Source organism: Pseudomonas sp. FP603 (assembly GCF_030687415.1).
GTDB classification, from domain to species: Bacteria; Pseudomonadota; Gammaproteobacteria; order Pseudomonadales; family Pseudomonadaceae; genus Aquipseudomonas; species Aquipseudomonas wuhanensis.
Genome location: NZ_CP117431.1, coordinates 2,774,453 through 2,791,321, shown reverse-complemented (window position 1 = coordinate 2,791,321; position 16,869 = coordinate 2,774,453). Strand labels below are relative to the sequence as shown.

The following is a 16,869-nucleotide window of genomic DNA, read 5'->3' as shown; positions in this document are numbered from 1 at the left end:
AAGGCGCGATGCCACGCACCTTGCACACTGGCAGCGTCCATCTACGGAGAGTGCAAATGCCCCGTTCACCCCTGCCTTTGGTTTACTCCTGCTCAGGTTGCTCCAATGTCGCCCAACTGGCCAACACCCTGGCCGTGCGACTGGACCGCAGCGGCCTGGCTGAAATGTCCTGCATCGTCGGTGTTGGCGGGCATGTGGCGGCGCTGGTCAACAAAGCGCGCTCGGGGCGGCGGATCTTTGCGCTGGATGGCTGCCCGTTGCAATGCGTTGAAAACTGCCTCAAGCAACATGGGCTGCATGCTGATGTGCACTTGATTCTCAGCCACTATGGGTTGCGTAAACGCTATGGCGAGGACTGCACGGAGGCTCAGGGGGATGAGTTGTTTGAAGGGATCAAGCAGTTGATTGCCAGTGATGCTCGCCAGCATGAAAGCCGGCAGGAAACGATGGCCTGAAGAACAACAAAAAAACCTGTGGGAGCGGGCTTGCCCGCGATGACGGACTGATCGCCGACCTATAATTTTGGTCGGGGTACATATCCATTTCTGCGGTAACGGCCACTATTGGTTTCGCTTTTACAGCGAGTCACTTTCGAAAAGCGCGAAAGTAACCAAAGCGCTTTGGCCCCTTTCGTTCGGTGGCTCGCCCAGGCTCGCCATGCCCTCGCTCCGGTCCTACTCCGTGGGCCCGCCGCCATCGGCCATCCATGGCCGGGGGCGGCTAACCCGGCATCCATGCCGGGTTGCCCACTACGCAGAACCTCCACTCGGCCTCTCGAGGGGGCGAGTACCGCAAAAGCACCGCGAGGCGGCCTACCGGCCGGCCTGCTTCCTCAACGCCTGCGCGTGTTGATCGTTCCCACGCTCCGCGTGGGAATGCATCCCGTGACGTTCCGCGTCACCAGTGCGCAGGACTCAAGTCTTGCGTCGCGAGCGGGACGCGGAGCGTCCCCGGCGGCATTCCCACGCGGAGCGTGGGAACGATCAGTGTGGGAACAGCTCCTGTTGCTTTGCTTTGCTTTGCTTTGGCTTTAGATCTTGATCTGCCCCGTCGGAAGGCCGAGCGCAGGTTCTGCGCAGTGGGCACCGCGGCAAGGATGCCGCGGTAGCCGCCCCCGGCCATGGATGGCCGATGGCGGCGGGCCCACGGAGCAGGACCGGAGCGAGGGTACCCTGAGCCTAGGCGAAGGGCCGTACGTCAGGGGCGAAAGCGTTTGGTTACTTTGCGCTTTTCAAAGTAACCCGCCGTAAGGGCGGGAGTGTCAGATTTTTTGTGTGCGGGCCGGTAACGGCCTGCCATAAGGCAAGCCCTCATTTCACCAGTTTGACCTGGTAAATCGATCGCCATAAAGAATCGCAAACTGATTCATTGCGCTCTTCCAGTCGTGCGCTGCGCTGCCCCAATTGGCCGTGATGTTTTGCAGTGCCAGCCAGATCAGCTTCGTCGCTGCATCATCAGTCGGGAAGTGGCCTCTTGTCTTGATGATCTTGCGCAACTGAGCATTGATGCTCTCGATGGCGTTAGTGGTGTAGATCACTTTTCGGATGGCAGGCGGGAAGACAAAAAACGGGATGACTCGATCCCAGGCACGTCTCCAAGCGGCTACGACTGTTGGGTATTGTTTGCCCCAAGGCCCCGTTTCAAATGCGTCCAGAGCTTGCTCGGCAGCTTCAACGTTAAGCGCCTGATAAACCGGCTTGAGGGCTTTGGCCAACTCGCGGCGCTTGTCCCAGGAGGCGTAATCAAGACTGTTACGGATCAGGTGCACGATGCAGGTCTGCAAGGTCGTCGTCGGAAACACCGCACTCAAGGCTTCTGGCATGCCTTTAAGGCCGTCAGTTACCGCGATCAATACATCCTCAACGCCACGGGTCTTGAGGTCGTTGAAGACCTTCATCCAGAACTTGGCCCCCTCAGTGGTCTCAATCCAGATGCCCAAAATGTCTCGGGTGCCGTCCGGCAGCACGCCCAGAGCCAGGTAGATGGCCTTGTTGCGAACCAGTCCTTCCTCACGGATTTTGACCCGCAGCGCATCGAAGAAAATCACCGGATACATCGGCTCAAGCGGGCGTTGTTGCCAGGCAGTCACTTCCTCCAACACTGCGTCAGTGACCGAGCTGATGAAATCATGGGAAACATCGGTCCCGTACTGCTCCGAAAGGAATGCCCGGATCTCTCGGACGGTCATGCCACGGGCGTACATGGCAATGATTTTGTCGTCGAAGCCCGTGAACCGACGCTCATGCTTGGGGATCAGCATTGGCGCGAAGCTGCCATCGCGATCCCGAGGAATGTCCAGACGCAGCGGGCCATCATCGGTCAGCACGGTCTTGCTGCTTTTGCCGTTGCGCTGGTTACTCGACTCCTCAGGGCGCTCCGCGCCCTGAGGGTAGCCAAGGTGGTGACCCAGCTCCGCGCCAAGGGCTCGCTCGATAAGCGCCTTTTTGAACGCCATGGATGCGTCCTGAATCGCCTCGGCGCTCATTGGGCCTTTAACGAACTGATCGATCAGCTCCTTCGGAATCGAAGGAAGCTGGGTTTTGGCCTCCGAGGCCGGTTTCTTTTTGGTCGGCATACATGCTCCTTTTCAACATGTTATGCCCGAACACAAAATTTCTGACAGTCCCGTAAGGGCGGAACCCTAAGCCGCCGTTACCGCAGAAATGGATATGTACCCCGACCGAAAAACAGGTCGACTATCAGGCCGCCAACCCCTTCCCCGCCCGCTCCAGATTGCGCCACAACCAAACAGGCAACACATCAGGATCCAGACTGTCGATCAGATTCTTCAACGCCAACCCCAACTCCGTATCCCCCTCAATCACCAAACGCCTGCGAAAGAACAGCGTATCCGGATCTTCCTGACGGCTCGCCAGCAATAAAAACTCGCGCCAGTTACCGCTGATGGTCACATGTGCGTTGGCGCGTTCAGCAATTCGCAACCCTTCACGGGTCAACGTCAGGAACCACGACAAACCCAGATCCGGTATCCGCAGACACAGCCAGCGCCCGCGCAATACTTCAAATTCACCATCGCGCAATGGATCGGCGAGGCAGCGATTGAGCGCCTGCTGCAACGCCAGGCGCTGCACCGCAAAGGGCACTCGACGCACCAGCGGCAACACCCGGTCGGCACCTTTCAACAGCCATTTTTTTCGATTCAACACAGGCCGACCTCCTCGACACGCAGCATGCCGGCCTGGCCATGCCAATAACCATTGCACCCTTCAACGAACAACGGCGGTGTCTCGCCCAGACGAACCCGTTGATAGGCGGCGATCACCTCGGCCATGCCCTGAGCGCGAGGACTCAAGCGCAACAGATCGGCACCGCAGGCCAGCAGCCCGGAGTAATCGGCCAATAGATTGGTCACCTCGGCCGACATCGTTTGAATACCGTTGAGGGTGAATAGCGCCTGCCCTTCCTGACTGGTCAGCGCCAGGCCGTCGGGGTAGTTGATACAGCAAAATTGGCAGTCATCCTTGGGCCGGTTTTCCGCCCGAGCGGTGAAGCAGCGGGCGGAATAGGCCAACGGCAAATGACCATAGGCGAAGATTTCAACTTCAGGCACTGCACGGCCCAGTTCGCGCACCTGCCCGATCACATCACCAATCAGCGCCGCTGAACACTCCACGGGCGGCACCCAGCGGGTCATGCCGCTGTCGAGCAGTTGCGCCAGTGCATGACCGTTGTACAGATTGAGGGCCGGGCCACCCACGAACGGCAACTTGCGCTCGGCCAGGAACTGCACCGCGCCCATGTCGTTGGCTTCCACCAACAATTGGCCGTTGTCGCACAGCCGGCGCAGGCTGGAGAGTTCAGACGCCGCTTCAATCAGCGTCAGGCTGGAAAGCACCAACTGCGCCTGGCTGCATTCCTGCAACTCGCGCCCCAATCCCAGCCATTGATCCAGTGAAAAGGCCCGGCGTTTCGAGCACACGGTTTCCCCCAGGTAAATCACATCCAGAGGCAAGGCCGACATCTCGGCGTAAAAGTGGCTAAGTTGCTCTTTGTCCCAATAAAACAGGACCGGTCCCAGGCTGAGTTTCATGTCGAGCCCCTCATTGCCATGATCGATGATAAGCACCCAGGGTGGTCTGGCTGCCTTCGGACAAACCGGCCAGCACCTGACGCCATTCTTCCTTGACCCGAAAACTGCCCGGCGCGCCGCGATGGGCATCCAGTGCCGCGCGCCAGACACGGGTGACTTGTTCGACATAGGCCGGACTGCGTTGCCGGCCCTCGATTTTCACCGCTTCGACGCCAATGGCCGTCAGTTCCGGCAGCAAGTCCAGGGTGTCGAGGCTGGTGGGTTCTTCCAATGCATGAAAGCGTTTGCCGCCGACCAGGAAGCGGCCTTTGCACAAGGTCGGGTAACCGGCCGATTCGTCTGGGGTGTAGCGATCGATCAGCACCTCGCTGAGCCGCGCGCTCAGGCCTTCGGCGTCTTCACTCCAGCGCACGGCCTTGGCTGGCGAACAGACACCGCACAGGTTCGGCGACTCGCCGGTAATGTAGGAAGACAGATGGCAGCGCCCTTCGGCCATGATGCACAAGCTGCCGAAACCAAACACTTCGATGGGCACCGGGCTGCTGGCGGCGACCTGGCGTACTTGCGCCAACGACAACACTCGCGGCAGCACCGCCCGACGAATGCCGTAGCGCTGCGCATAGAACTCCAGCGCCGCGGCATGGGTCGCCGAGCCCTGGACCGACAGGTGCAACGCCAGCTGCGGGTGACGCTGACTGGCGTAGTTGAGCACTCCGGGGTCGGCGGCGATCAGCGCATCCACGCCGAAATCGGCCGCACGATCCACCGCCCGCTGCCAGCGCTCCCAGCCTTTGGGTTGCGGGTACGTGTTGACCGCGACGTAGAGTTTGCGTTGATGCTGGCGAATGTGGGCGACGGCGGCGTCGAACTGTTTGTCGTCCATGTTCAGCCCCGCGAAATGCCGGGCATTGGTGTCATCGCGAAAGCCGACATAGACGGCATCGGCGCCTTGGCGCACCGCCGCTTTAAGCGCAGGCAGGTTCCCTGCCGGGCAGACCAGTTGCATGGGTAATCCTCATGAAAAAACGCGTCCGGGCCATCGCCTGACGCCCATGACGCGAGGGTCCGGGGCGATCGAAAAAGGCGCTGCCAGTCTAGCCAGACCGACAGACACGGCCTTGACGGCAATCAATTGCCATCAATGCATCAGGTCGGCGAAGGACAGGAACATCACGTTGTCGTGCTTGAGCACTTGCTGTTCGCACTCGATCACCGCCAGTCCATCGGCCCAGCACGCAGCGGTCAACATGGCCGAGCTTTGCTGAGGGTGCAGTTCCACGCTCAACTGGCCGTCGGCACCTGTGGTCAATCTGGCCCGCAGGTACTGCCGACGCTTGTTACGCTGCAGCCAGTCGAACCCGGCGGGTACGGCCAACGGCACCGGCAGCACGTCCGTCACGCCCTGGGCCCTGAGCAGGAACGGACGCACCACCACCAGCGCGGTAATCAGCGCCGCCGAAGGATTCCCCGGCATGCCGATCCACGGTTTACCGGCCACTTCACCAAAGGCCAGTGGCTTGCCCGGCTGCATCGCCAGCCGCCAGAAATCCACGCTGCCCAGTTCCTCGATGGCCTGTTTGAGGTGATCTTCCTCGCCCACCGACACGCCACCGGAGCTCAGCAGCAGGTCGCATTCCGAGGACGCCAGGCTCAAGGCATGCCGACTGGCCGCCAGCTCATCGGCCATGACGCCATAGTCATGCACCTCGACGCCCCAGCCGCGCAACAACGCGGCGAGGCAATACCGATTGCTGTTGTAAATCTGCCCCGGCGCCAAGGGATCGCCCGGCTCACGCAGTTCATTACCGCTGCTGAGCAGGCACACCTGCAACGGCCGGTAGACCTCGACCCGCGCGATACCAGCGCCGGCCAGCAACCCCAGTTCTTGTGCGCGCAGGCGTTTGCCGGCCTTGAGCAACAGATGCCCGCAACGCACTTCCTCACCCTCCTTGCGCACGTGCTCACCCATGATTACCGGCGGGAACCAGACGCGCTCGCCCTCGACCCGGCAGCGCTCTTGCGGCACAACAGTGTCAGCACCCGGTGGCAACGGCGCACCGGTAAAGATTTGCACCGTCTGCTGCGCAAGCAATGGCGAGCACGCTTGATCCCCTGCCGCAATTCGCCCGCCAATCGACAAACAGCCACCTTCCGGTGGCAGGTCGGCAGCCCTGAGGGCATAACCGTCCATGGCACTGTTGTCCCAGGCCGGCAGGTTCACCGGACACTGGATGTCCGCCGCCAGCACCCGTCCCATGGCTTGATCCAGCGGGATCATCTGCGCCAGAGGCGGTGGCGGTGCCTGGTTGAGCAGACGGCTGATGGCCTCGTCCACGGGCATCAGGTTGCCGATGTCGCATACCCGACCGTTCATGAGCGTGTCCCGCAGGCGTCGATGACCCGCTGCGCTTGCGCTTTCAAATGCGGGGCGAAATTACACGGGCCGGTGCGACTGTCCAGTTGTTCGAGCAGGATCTTGTTCCAGGCAGTCCGGCAGGCACCCGGCGAGCCTGGAACGCAACACACCAGTACGCCGTTACTCATGCCGGCCAGTGCCCGGGACTGCAGGCTGGACATGCCGATCTCCTCCAGCGACACCTGCCGGAACAGTTCGCCGAAGCCTTCAACGTGCTTGTCCAGCAATGGCAAGACCGCTTGCGGTGTGTTGTCGCGAGCGGTGAAACCGGTGCCGCCGGTCATCAACACCACTTGCACCGCAGGGTCGGCGATCCACCGGGAAACGGTGGCGCGGATCTGATAAATGTCGTCCTTGACCAGCTCACGATCGATCAACACATGCCCGGCGGTTTGCAGCAAATCCGTCAGGGTCTGTCCCGACGTGTCGGTGTCAAAAGTGCGCGTATCGCTGATGGTCAGTACGGCAATGTTCAGGGGTTCAAACGTGCGTTGCGCCAGATGGGCCATATCCAGGTCTTCCCGTAGATGAGGGTATGGCCCGAAGCCTGAACCGGAATAGCGAGCGAGCCTATTCCTCCAAGGAGGTACCTCGACGGGGACATAGAGAGATGTGCCGGGAACACAAAACCTGTGGGAGCGGGCTTGCCCGCGATGGCGATACTCGACTCAACACATGTATTGACTGAAATGACGCCTTCGCGGGCAAGCCCGCTCCCACACTGTCCCCCATCGCTTTCAAGGCGCCAACCGGCTTCGCTTCCACAGACCATCGCGCAACCGGTAATCGAGTCGATCATGCAAGCGGTCAGCCCGCCCCTGCCAGAACTCCAGACGCTCGGGGTGCAGGCAGTAGCCGCCCCAATGCTCGGGGCGCGACACAGTTTGGCCGACGAAGCGTTTGATGGTTTCAGCCAGCATGGATTCCAGCGCTGCGCGGCTGGCCAGCGGACGACTCTGCGGTGACGCCCAGGCCCCCAGGCGACTGGCCATGGAACGAGTATCGAAGTACGCATCCGACAACGCCGGATCGAGCCTGGACACCCGCCCTTCGATACGCACCTGACGCTCCAGCCCCGGCCAGAAAAACGTCATCGCGGCATAGGGATTGGCAGCCAGTTGCTGACCTTTGTCACTCTGGTAATTGCCGAAAAAAGTAAAACCTTCATCGCTCAAGCCCTTGAGCAGCAGAACCCGACAGTGCGGCCGCCCTTCAGGGTCGACCGTCGCCAGCACCATGCTATTGACCTCGACAGGTGCGCACTCGGTGTCGCGGGCCTGTTGCAGCCACTGCCGGAACATCGCCAGCGGATCATCCAGCGCAGCCTCATCTTGCAGGCCATTGAGGGTGTAGTTGCGGCGCATTTGGGCCAGGGAAAGCGGCATGACGGTGATCTCCAGAAGGTTTTACGCAGTGTGCGAGGCACTGTGCAAAGCCACCTTGACCGCCATCAACACTGTCGCCTACTTGAGACGCAGACGCCGCGCCAGTTTGTGCAGGTTGCTGGGGTCGATTTCCAGGATTCGCGCAGCGCTGGCCCAGTTTTCCCCGGACAGGCTCAAGGCCTGGAGGATTTTCTTGCGCTGGTAATCGTCGACGGCTTCGCCCAAGGGCTGGAACGGCAGATCAGCCGTAACGTCCGGGGATGGTTCGACCACCGTCCCCGATGCCGCCATCGCGCTGTCGAGATCGAGAATTTCAGGCTCCAGCGTCATGATCAACGCGCGACTCGTCCCGCGACTGAGCTGCTTCAACGCAGCCCGACTGATCACGTGTTCCAATTCGCGCACATTGCCTGGCCAGGTATAAAGCAGCAGCGCGCGTTCGGCCGCTGGCGACAGGCGCAAGCCACGCAGGCCGAGCCGCGCCCGATTGAGTTCAAGGAAATGCCCGGCCAGCATCAACACATCGTTACCGCGTTCGCGCAAGGGCGGAATCGGCACCGGGTACACCGAGAGCCGGTGATACAGATCGGCGCGAAAAAAACCGTCGCGGATGCTGTCCGGCAGGTGTCGGTTGGTGGCGGCGATGATGCGCACATCCACGTGCAGTGGCTTGTCGGCGCCGAGACGCTGGATCTCACCGTTCTGCAGGGTGCGCAGTAACTTCGCTTGCACGGCCAATGGCAATTCCCCGACTTCATCGAGAAACAGCGTGCCTCCGTTGGCGGCATCGAAACGTCCGGCACGGTCACTGGTGGCGCCGGAAAAGGCGCCTTTGACATGCCCGAACAACTCACTCTCTGCCAGCGACTCCGGCAAAGCGGCGCAGTTAACGTGTATCAGCGGTTTATGGTGGCGCCTTGAAAGACGATGCAAGCGCCGGGCGAACAGCTCTTTGCCAACGCCGGTCTCGCCCAACAGCAACACCGGCAGATCGGAGTCGGCCAGTACATCCAGCTCATTGAGCAACTGATGCAACACCTCACTTTGCCCGAGGATCTCGCCCTCCTCGACCGGCATTCGCAAGTCCTGGGGATCGCTGCGGGACAAACGCAAGCTGCGGTTTTCCTGTTCCAGACGGGTAACCCGCACAGCAGCTTCGATCTGCAACGTGCAGCGCTTGAGCTCTTCCCGCGCGCGGCTGTCGAAGGTCCCGGCGTGCAGCGCATCGAGGGTGATCGCGCCCCAGATCCGCCCCTCGACATAAAGACTCACGCCCATGCAGTCATGCACCGGCAGCGGTTCGCCGACATGGTTGTCGAGCAAGCCGTCGTAGGGGTCCGGCAGGCGACTGTCGGGTTCGAACCAGGTCGGCTCACGCGACGCCATGATTGCCGCCAGCCGCGGATGCTGGGCGATGACGAACCGGCGCCCCAATGCTTCATGAACCAGTCCCACCGTCGCAACGGGCCTGAGGCTGTCGTCATCCAGACGCAGCAAGCCCACGGCGCCCCTGTTGAAGTATTCGCGCAGGGTCTGGACCAATCGTTGTAACCGCACGGCATTGGGCAACTCGACGATCAGGTCGGCTGCCAGGCTTTCTCGCAGCATGGTAGTAATCACCCTCTATGGTTGGATTCACCCTAAAGCGTCAGGGTATCTATCACCACAACTAAAAATTAATCCATATTTTTCAACCATTTAAATATGGCATGCCGGATGCAGTGAGCCTGAGTAACCGTTGAAACCCAAACAAGGAACCCTGATGAGCCAGACCCTATTGGAACAAAGCCTCGGCCAACTGGCCTGCGACATTCCCGGTGCCACCCGGATCTTCCATACCTTCAAACTGGACTTCTGTTGCGGCGGGCATAAAAGCCTGCGTGAAGCAGCCCTTGGCAAAAACCTCGATCCGCTCCTCATTGCCGACGCCCTGAACATTCTGCAAGACGCCGGCGAAACCCAGCACGATTGGCGTAACGAACCTTTGGAACTGTTGATCGCCCACCTTCTGACGCGCTATCACGCCCGTCACCGCGAGCAATTGCCGGAACTGATCCGTCTGGCCCGCCGCGTCGAGCAGGTCCATGGCGCGCGCAGCAGCTGCCCCAACGGCTTGGCCGATCTTCTGACCGACATGCAACAAGAACTCGAAGGCCACATGCTCAAGGAAGAACAGGTGCTGTTCCCGATGCTGCAACAAGGCATCGGCCCTCAAGCGGCTCCGCCGATTCAGGTGTTGCGCTTCGAACATGATCAACATGGCGAAGCACTGGAGAAAATGCTCACCCTGACCAATCACATCATCCCGCCTGCCGATGCCTGCAACACCTGGCGTGCGCTCTACCGCGGGCTGCTGGAATTCAAAGACGACCTGATGCAACACATCCATCTGGAAAACAACGTGCTGTTCATCAATGCCCTGAACCCTCGCCATTGATCGATCGCCAGTCACACCCAACCCGCGGCAGCCCACCGGTTGACGCGGGTTTTGTTTATCCGGAACTGCTTGTGATCAACCGTGCCAATAGAACATCGCCTTGGCCAGGATCACGATCAACACCATGTGCCCGAGGATGCTGCGGCGAATCCAGCTGGCACGAGTCGCGGTCAGGCGCGCATGGGTCAGCCAATAGGCCAGCAGTAAGTAATGGCCGATGATGCTCAGGGCCAACAGGATCTTCAGGCTCAACAACATGCCAAAGCTACTGGCTAACGGCTGACTCAATGCGCCCCGGTACTGCCACGCCAGGCCGATGCCGGCGCCATACAACAACAGCACCACGCCATGCAGAACCTTGCGCGAGCGCACGGCAATCGCCTGATTCGCCGTGGATTGCGCGGTATCCGCCAACTGCTGGCGCGCTCGATGCCAGATGACCACCTCGAAAAATAGCGTGCCGATGAAGGCAATCGCTGCCAGCAAATGCGTGACCAGTAAAAAGGGATACATCAGTGCCAGCCTCTGTCAGTTCGCGTGCTCATCCCGGATGACCGTCGACCCGGGCCCGCAACAGCATCGGCCCATAGCGCCAGACATACAGCGCAAACGCCAACGCCCAGCACAGACCGGCCAGCCACAATGCCGGCAAGGGAAAGAACTCGATCAACACGACCCGGCTCAGGCACGCCAGGTTGAGCAAGATGAACGCCAGGGTCATCCCCGACGGCGGTTCCAGCGCACGGCCTGTATGCCCGAGGCTGACCCGCGCAATCATCGCCAGCACCAGGCCACCCATGGCACCGATGGTCAGGCAATGCACCGCCAGACTCGGGTTAATCGACACACCGAAATGCCACAGCGCCATCCCGAGACACGCCACCGCCAACCAGCCATAAGCCAGGTACAACGACCATAGCAACGGCACGTGCCAGAGGGCGCGATCATGCCAGCGAACCAGGCGCACCAGATGCCCTGCGGCCAACACGGCGAACAACAGGCCCACCCAGAGATTGGGGGCAAGCGCAGGTCCAGCGGCATATAACAACGCCACGAGGGGCGAGCCAATCAGCAACAGCCAATCCAGCCATGGCCAAGGGGCAACGCCATCGACCTTGCCGAGGCCACGCTGGATGAAGAACGGAATCACCCGCCCGCCGATCAACCCCATCATCGCCGCCACCAACCAAATGCCGGTCAGCACACCTTGGCGCTGCCAGCCTTCATGCCCCTCGACCAGGCCGTACAAGGACAACCCGTCGGCCGCGGCCAACAACAGCAGAACCACCACAATCGGGTAGTTACGTTTCTGCCGCACCTTCCACAAGGTGAAGCCCATGAGCACCGCCACCGCCAACGGGAACGCCATTTCCAGCACCGCGAGCAACGGCCGCGGCGCATTGGCCAGCCAGGCCACTCGTGCCAATAACCACAGCAGCGCCAGAGCGGCCAACGGTTTGCCGCTGAGGCCGGGGCGACCGGTCCAGGTCTGCACGGCCGTCAGCAGAAAGCCCGCGATAATCGCCAAGCCGAACCCGAACAACAATTCATGCCGATGCCAGCCCAGCCAGCCGCCTGCCGGCTGCCAGTTGGAAATCGAGCCACTGAAGGCCGCCAGCCAGAGCGGTATGGCCAGCACCGCCAAGAGGCTACCGGCGAGGAAAAATGGTCGAAAGGCCAGACGAAACAGCGGCGTGATTGCCATTGCTTTACGGCGGTCAAGCACTTGCATAAAACCACTCCTCTACCTGTTTGCTGACCTGGCGCCAACCCGCACGCGCCGAGGTAAATCCAGAGGCAATCATCGGGTATTACCGAGCAATTGCCTTTGTCGCAGATCAAGTGTGCAAGGGACGTGCCCCGATGCCGAGCGCGCGCCCTTTGTGGCGAGGGAGCTTGCTCCCGCTCGGGTGCGCAGCAGCCGTAAACCAGCTGATGCGTTGTATCTGAAGAATTGCGATGGCCGGTGTTGGGAGTGCTTCGCACTCCAGCGGGAGCAAGCTCCCTCGCCACAGGGGGATCGGTTCAGGGTACAAATGACCCTTTGATGGTCATTTAAACCCTAAAGATCACGGTATTTTTTACCCTGATCGCTGACACCCCCAATAAACAAGGGCCCCCGAGCCTGGCCCGCGTCTTGCTCTGCTTGGGCAACCTTTTAGAAATCCTGGATCCCTCTCGATTACCTGGAGTCGTCATGAAAAAAGTCATCCAGCCACTGGCCTGGTTTGTTGTGTTGACCTCAATCCTGGCCCTGGCCAGCGGCGTTTCTCTAGGTCTCGTCTGACCTGATCCCCCTTCTCTATCTTCAGGATGAATTCTCATGGTGCTTCATCGCGTCCATCACCAGATTCTGCGCAGTCATCACTTGTTCGAGCCGTTGAACGAAGAACAGCTGGATGAACTGATGAGTACCAGCCACTTGCTGAGCATCGATAAGGGCGAGCCGCTGTTTCGTCAGGGTGAGCCGGCCGATTCGTTCTATTTCATCATTGCCGGCGCGGTGAAAATCTACCGGCTGACACCCGATGGGCAGGAAAAAGTGTTCGAGGTCATCAGCGATCGGCAAACCTTCGCCGAGGCGATGATGCTGATGGACACCCCGAACTATGTGGCCTCGGCCGAAGCGATCTGCCCCACCCAGCTCTATCGGTTATCCAACAGCACCTACATGCGCCTGCTGCAGAGCAATAGCCGGCTGACCTTTGCACTGCTGGGCAAGCTCTGCGTTCGCTTGCATCAACGGGTCAACGAAATCGAAACCCTGTCACTGAAAAACGCCACCCACCGGGTCGTGCGTTATTTGCTGACGCAACTGGTGCGCCAGCAAACCGTTGACAGCCAATTCGAGTTGCCGATGGCCAAGCAACTGATTGCCGGCCATCTGTCGATCCAGCCGGAAACCTTTTCGCGGATCATCCGCCGCTTGATCGATGAAAACATCATTACTCAGGACGGCCGTCAGATCGCCATTCTTGATCGCCTGCGCCTGGAACAGTTCGAGTGAGTGCCATGCCCGTCTGCCTGTATTGCCAACATGCCAACCCACCACAAAAAGTCGAGTGCCGCCAATGCGGCATGCCCCTGCCGGCATTGGCCGAACACGCCGGAGAACGTCGGCAGCGCCGATTCATGTGGTTCTGCATCGGCCTGACGATCTTCTGCGTGACGATGTTTTTCTGGCTGCCGCGCAGCATCAGCTGATGCTGCGTTGATCGAACCGGGGTTCAAGGCTGGGTCAGCTGGCGATACAACTGCGGCAAGCGCAGAGGTAACTGCTCAGGCTGACGGATCAAGGTGTAGCCATTAGCGCCGAACATGTACGGCAGGTAATCCCCGGCCTCGCGATCGATCGTGATGCAGAACGGCGTCAGCCCCTGACGCCGCGCCTCCAGCACCGCCTCGCGGGTGTCTTCAACACCGTAGCGCCCTTCATACAGATCCAGATCATTCGGTTTGCCATCCGTGAGCAACAGCAACAGTTTGCTGCGCCGCTTGCTCATGCCCAATAGTTGCGTGGCCTGGCGAATGGCCGCGCCCATACGCGTGTAATACCCCGGTTTGAGCCCTTGAATACGACCTCGAGTGGTGTCGCCATAACGCTGGGTGAACGCCTTGAGCTCCTGCATGCGCACTTGCTGACGACGCAGCGAGGAAAACCCGTACAGGGCGAAATCATCACCCAGCACCGACAAGGTTTCTCCGAACAGCAGCAGGCTGTCGCGGATAACGTCGATGACGCGATGCTCATCATTCAGGTGAGCGTCGGTAGACATCGACACGTCGGCCAGCAACAGGCACGCCAGGTCGCCGGCGGGTCTGCCGTTGCTCCATGAACAGACCGCGCTCGGCACACTGGCCATGCTCGCGCTCAACGTGAAAATCCCAGCCAGGCCTGCATGTCCAGCTCAGAGCCCTGGGGTTGCTGGCGTAACCATTGGCGATCATTACGCAGGTGCTCGAACTGGCGTCGCAAGCGGTGCGCCGAGGCCTTCAACCGTAATGGCAGCGGCTGTGCCTCGCAGTCGCGGGGCACCATCATTTGCAGATTGACGAAGCTGTCCCGCATCTGTTGTTTACGGTAGTCCCACTCCGGCAACTTGATGCCTTCGCCGAGGGGAATATCGTCGACATCGGCCGGTGGCAAATCCAGGTGCAGCTTCAGACCGCCGCCCTTGCGCAGACGGGTGCGCGACAGGCTCAACTCGTCCAGGTCGTCGGCGACTCTGGCGGCGTCCGGGTCTTCGCTGTCGTCTGACCAGCGATCCAGGTCGACGTGTTCGGTCCAGCTGAACAGGTTCTCCAGGCGCACGATTAACAACCCGCCGTCGCGGCTGCCTTCATCGATTCGCGTCGCGCGTTTACGCCCGCCTTTCTGTTCGCCGGGCGACGTGGTCAACGACTCTTCGGATTCATCGCCCAGATCGGCAGCCTGCGGGCTGGCGAGGTTTTGTGGCGGGTACAACCACAGCGGCAACGGCCAGGCGGCCCGTTCGCTGCGGGGGAAATGTTCGACACTGCCAGGTTCGCGCAACGCCTGACATAACGCCCGCTCCAAAGCCGCTTCGCCGGCATTCAACGAGGCCGGATCGGGGCGCAATTGCAGATGGGCATCGACCAGTCGTTTGTAACGAGCACGCAGAGCGGGATAGCGTCGCAGCAGCTGTTGCGTCCAGCGTTGATTGTCCCGCCCCCAGTGACGCATCGGCCCGGCCTGTGCCGCCAGCAACGCGAGCCAGCGATAGAGCTCCTCATTCAATGCGACTTCAGGGAAGACCGCCAGGCTCGACGGCAGGCGCAGGTTCGTCGCGTCGCACCACGCCAACGGCACTTGTTTGCAGGTACCGGCGATCTGCTGCAACACGTTGCGGCGCAGCAGCAGGTCGCGGTCGCTGGCGGCTTCCACACCGATGCCATTGGCACCGCCCATGGCACGAAACAACAGCGCCAGCGGGCGTTGCTGGCTGGCCAGTTCAACCCGTGCTTCAGGGAAGTCCGGGCTGGCACGCCGGGTGATAAAACGATGCCAGACACTGCCTACCCACTCTTCCAGTTCGACGGTAAACGCCATGATGCTTGCCCTTGCTGGAAACCAAAAAAACGGCCCGCTGTATCAGCCGGGCCGACCTTTTCTAGCCATTGCGCTCGTTCATGAAGGTACAACCTCAGCCGGAGCGCGCAAGGCGGCGCGACTACGTTGCTTGAAGCTGAACAGGTAACACAGCAGTCCTGCGAAGAAACCGAGACCGGCACCCAAACGGGCCCAGAACAGCACCTGCAGCTGTTCGACCGTGGCCATGAATGGCAACGCAATCCCGTCGGCCTGCCAGCGTTGAAGGTAAACCTGGACGACACCGGCAGCGGTCAGGAACAGCGTGATCATCACCATCGACAGCGTCATCAACCAGAAGCCCCAGATTTCGAAGGTCTGCGAACGCTCGTCAGCGGCCTCACCCAGCCCGCGCAAACGTGGCATGGCGTAGCTGATCAAGGTCATCACAATCATCGCGTAAGCACCGTAGAAGGCCAGGTGACCGTGGGCCGCCGTCAGTTGTGAACCGTGGGTGTAGAAGTTGACCGGCGCCAGGGTGTGCAGAAAGCCCCAGACGCCCGCACCGAAGAACGCGGTGACCGTGGTGCCTTTGGCCCACAGCGTGGCGGCGCGGTTCGGGTGTTGCCGGCGACGATTCTTCACCATGCTGAAGGCGAAGATCACCATGGCCAGGAACGGCAGCGGTTCGAGTGCCGAGAAGATCGAACCGACCCACAACCAGACCTCGGGCGCACCGATCCAGAAGAAGTGGTGACCGGTGCCGATGATCCCGGTAATCAGCGCCATGGCGATGATCACGTACAGCCATTTCTCCACGACTTCGCGGTCGACACCGGTGATCTTGATCAGGACAAAAGCGAGCATCGAACCCATGATCAGTTCCCACACGCCTTCCACCCAAAGATGCACCACCCACCACCAGTAGAACTTGTCGCGGGCCAGGTTGCCGGGGTTATAGAAGGAGAACAGGAAGAACACCGCAAGGCCGATCAGCCCGGTCATCATCACCATGCTGACGGTGGTCTTGCGACCTTTGAGCAGGGTCATGCCGATGTTGTAGAGAAAGCCCAGGCACACCACCACAATGCCCATCTTGGTAATGGTCGGCTGCTCCAGGAACTCCCGGCCCATGGTCGGCAGCAACTCGTTGTGGGTCAGTTTGGCCAGGCCCGCATAAGGCACCAGCAGATAGCCTAGGATCGTCAGCACGCCCGCGGCGGCGAATACCCAAAACAGGATGATCGCCAGCTTCGGACTGTGCAGTTCGCGGTCGGCCTCTTCCGGAATCAGGTAGTAGGCAGCACCCATGAAGCCGAACAGCAGCCAGACGATCAGCAGGTTGGTGTGCACCATCCGCGCCACGTTGAAGGGAATGATCGGGAACAGAAAGTCTCCGATCACGTATTGCACCCCCATGATCAAACCGAACAGCACCTGACCGAGAAACAGCATCAGGGCAAACACAAAGTACGGTTTGGCCACGGCTTGCGAGGCGAATTTCAGATGTGGATTAACAATGCTCATCTC

The 16,869-nt window shown here is 60.5% G+C and carries 15 protein-coding genes and 1 pseudogene; 4 read left to right on the top strand and 12 right to left on the bottom strand.

Going from position 1 to position 16,869, the window contains the following annotated elements; translation table 11 throughout:
• The first annotated feature begins 56 nt into the window (after nt 1-56).
• Complete coding sequence (locus PSH65_RS13050; RefSeq protein ID WP_305426555.1) at nt 57-455, top strand: putative zinc-binding protein; 399 nt, start codon at nt 57-59, stop codon at nt 453-455.
• Between the two features lie 860 nt (nt 456-1,315).
• On the opposite strand, the gene PSH65_RS13045 is transcribed toward PSH65_RS13050, so the two are convergent.
• From PSH65_RS13045 to norR, 8 genes are all read right to left on the bottom strand, one after another.
• Nucleotides 1,316-2,575: an IS256 family transposase gene (locus PSH65_RS13045; RefSeq protein ID WP_305422598.1), complete on the bottom strand. Its 1,260-nt coding sequence runs from the start codon at nt 2,573-2,575 to the stop codon at nt 1,316-1,318.
• 124 nt (nt 2,576-2,699) lie between these two features.
• Entirely contained in the window at nt 2,700-3,167 is a 468-nt protein-coding gene (locus PSH65_RS13040) for an SCP2 domain-containing protein (protein ID WP_305426554.1), read from the bottom strand.
• Entirely contained in the window at nt 3,161-4,051 is an 891-nt protein-coding gene (locus PSH65_RS13035) for a U32 family peptidase (RefSeq protein ID WP_305426553.1), read from the bottom strand. Before PSH65_RS13035 ends, PSH65_RS13040 begins: the two co-directional genes overlap by 7 nt.
• A gap of 10 nt (nt 4,052-4,061) precedes the next feature.
• On the bottom strand, nt 4,062-5,057 hold the full coding sequence (locus PSH65_RS13030) for a peptidase U32 family protein (RefSeq protein WP_218394681.1): 996 nt from the start codon (nt 5,055-5,057) through the stop codon (nt 4,062-4,064).
• A 132-nt stretch (nt 5,058-5,189) separates the two neighbouring features.
• A complete protein-coding gene (gene glp, locus PSH65_RS13025; RefSeq protein ID WP_305426552.1) occupies nt 5,190-6,425 on the bottom strand; it encodes a gephyrin-like molybdotransferase Glp in 1,236 nt (411 codons plus the stop codon).
• A complete protein-coding gene (gene moaB / locus PSH65_RS13020) occupies nt 6,422-6,976 on the bottom strand; it encodes a molybdenum cofactor biosynthesis protein B (RefSeq protein ID WP_305426551.1) in 555 nt (184 codons plus the stop codon). Before moaB ends, glp begins: the two co-directional genes overlap by 4 nt.
• A gap of 228 nt (nt 6,977-7,204) precedes the next feature.
• Nucleotides 7,205-7,852, bottom strand: a complete 648-nt coding sequence (gene pdxH, locus PSH65_RS13015; protein ID WP_305426549.1) for a pyridoxamine 5'-phosphate oxidase — start codon at nt 7,850-7,852, stop codon at nt 7,205-7,207.
• A 78-nt stretch (nt 7,853-7,930) separates the two neighbouring features.
• Nucleotides 7,931-9,460: a nitric oxide reductase transcriptional regulator NorR gene (gene norR / locus PSH65_RS13010; RefSeq protein WP_305426548.1), complete on the bottom strand. Its 1,530-nt coding sequence runs from the start codon at nt 9,458-9,460 to the stop codon at nt 7,931-7,933.
• 154 nt (nt 9,461-9,614) lie between these two features.
• Here norR and ytfE point away from each other — a divergent pair, with 154 nt between their 5' ends.
• Nucleotides 9,615-10,289, top strand: coding sequence for an iron-sulfur cluster repair protein YtfE (gene ytfE / locus PSH65_RS13005; RefSeq protein WP_305426547.1), 675 nt, complete (start codon nt 9,615-9,617; stop codon nt 10,287-10,289).
• A 75-nt stretch (nt 10,290-10,364) separates the two neighbouring features.
• Here ytfE and PSH65_RS13000 read toward each other — a convergent pair whose 3' ends face one another.
• Together PSH65_RS13000 and PSH65_RS12995 are read right to left on the bottom strand one after the other, a co-directional pair.
• Nucleotides 10,365-10,802 carry a hypothetical protein gene (locus tag PSH65_RS13000; protein WP_305426546.1) on the bottom strand — a complete coding sequence of 146 codons (438 nt, stop codon included), beginning with the start codon at nt 10,800-10,802 and terminating at the stop codon, nt 10,365-10,367.
• A gap of 28 nt (nt 10,803-10,830) precedes the next feature.
• A complete protein-coding gene (locus PSH65_RS12995) occupies nt 10,831-12,021 on the bottom strand; it encodes an NnrS family protein (RefSeq protein ID WP_305426545.1) in 1,191 nt (396 codons plus the stop codon).
• A 591-nt stretch (nt 12,022-12,612) separates the two neighbouring features.
• Here PSH65_RS12995 and PSH65_RS12990 point away from each other — a divergent pair.
• Both PSH65_RS12990 and PSH65_RS12985 read left to right on the top strand, forming a co-directional pair.
• A complete protein-coding gene (locus tag PSH65_RS12990) occupies nt 12,613-13,296 on the top strand; it encodes a Crp/Fnr family transcriptional regulator (protein ID WP_008075049.1) in 684 nt (227 codons plus the stop codon).
• A 5-nt stretch (nt 13,297-13,301) separates the two neighbouring features.
• Nucleotides 13,302-13,493, top strand: a complete 192-nt coding sequence (locus tag PSH65_RS12985) for a protein DnrP (RefSeq protein WP_305426984.1) — start codon at nt 13,302-13,304, stop codon at nt 13,491-13,493.
• Nucleotides 13,494-13,516: 23 nt separating this feature from the next.
• Here PSH65_RS12985 and PSH65_RS12980 read toward each other — a convergent pair.
• Together PSH65_RS12980 and PSH65_RS12975 are read right to left on the bottom strand one after the other, a co-directional pair.
• Nucleotides 13,517-15,360 (bottom strand): annotated as a pseudogene (locus tag PSH65_RS12980) (nitric oxide reductase activation protein NorD).
• Between the two features lie 78 nt (nt 15,361-15,438).
• Nucleotides 15,439-16,866: a cbb3-type cytochrome c oxidase subunit I gene (locus PSH65_RS12975; protein ID WP_305426544.1), complete on the bottom strand. Its 1,428-nt coding sequence runs from the start codon at nt 16,864-16,866 to the stop codon at nt 15,439-15,441.
• Nucleotides 16,867-16,869: the final 3 nt, after the last annotated feature.

Bases quoted from the DNA above. Each gene is read 5' to 3' on its own strand.
- PSH65_RS12995 (WP_305426545.1), bottom strand. From the start codon at position 12,021: ATGCAAGTGCTTGACCGCCGTAAAGCAATGGCAATCACGCCGCTGTTT.
- norR (WP_305426548.1), bottom strand. From the start codon at position 9,460: ATGCTGCGAGAAAGCCTGGCAGCCGACCTGATCGTCGAGTTGCCCAAT.
- PSH65_RS13030 (WP_218394681.1), bottom strand. From the start codon at position 5,057: ATGCAACTGGTCTGCCCGGCAGGGAACCTGCCTGCGCTTAAAGCGGCG.
- PSH65_RS13035 (WP_305426553.1), bottom strand. From the start codon at position 4,051: ATGAAACTCAGCCTGGGACCGGTCCTGTTTTATTGGGACAAAGAGCAA.
- PSH65_RS13045 (WP_305422598.1), bottom strand. From the start codon at position 2,575: ATGCCGACCAAAAAGAAACCGGCCTCGGAGGCCAAAACCCAGCTTCCT.
- PSH65_RS13050 (WP_305426555.1), top strand. From the start codon at position 57: ATGCCCCGTTCACCCCTGCCTTTGGTTTACTCCTGCTCAGGTTGCTCC.
- pdxH (WP_305426549.1), bottom strand. From the start codon at position 7,852: ATGCCGCTTTCCCTGGCCCAAATGCGCCGCAACTACACCCTCAATGGC.
- moaB (WP_305426551.1), bottom strand. From the start codon at position 6,976: ATGGCCCATCTGGCGCAACGCACGTTTGAACCCCTGAACATTGCCGTA.
- ytfE (WP_305426547.1), top strand. From the start codon at position 9,615: ATGAGCCAGACCCTATTGGAACAAAGCCTCGGCCAACTGGCCTGCGAC.
- PSH65_RS13000 (WP_305426546.1), bottom strand. From the start codon at position 10,802: ATGTATCCCTTTTTACTGGTCACGCATTTGCTGGCAGCGATTGCCTTC.
- PSH65_RS12985 (WP_305426984.1), top strand. From the start codon at position 13,302: ATGCCCGTCTGCCTGTATTGCCAACATGCCAACCCACCACAAAAAGTC.
- PSH65_RS12975 (WP_305426544.1), bottom strand. From the start codon at position 16,866: ATGAGCATTGTTAATCCACATCTGAAATTCGCCTCGCAAGCCGTGGCC.
- PSH65_RS12990 (WP_008075049.1), top strand. From the start codon at position 12,613: ATGGTGCTTCATCGCGTCCATCACCAGATTCTGCGCAGTCATCACTTG.
- glp (WP_305426552.1), bottom strand. From the start codon at position 6,425: ATGAACGGTCGGGTATGCGACATCGGCAACCTGATGCCCGTGGACGAG.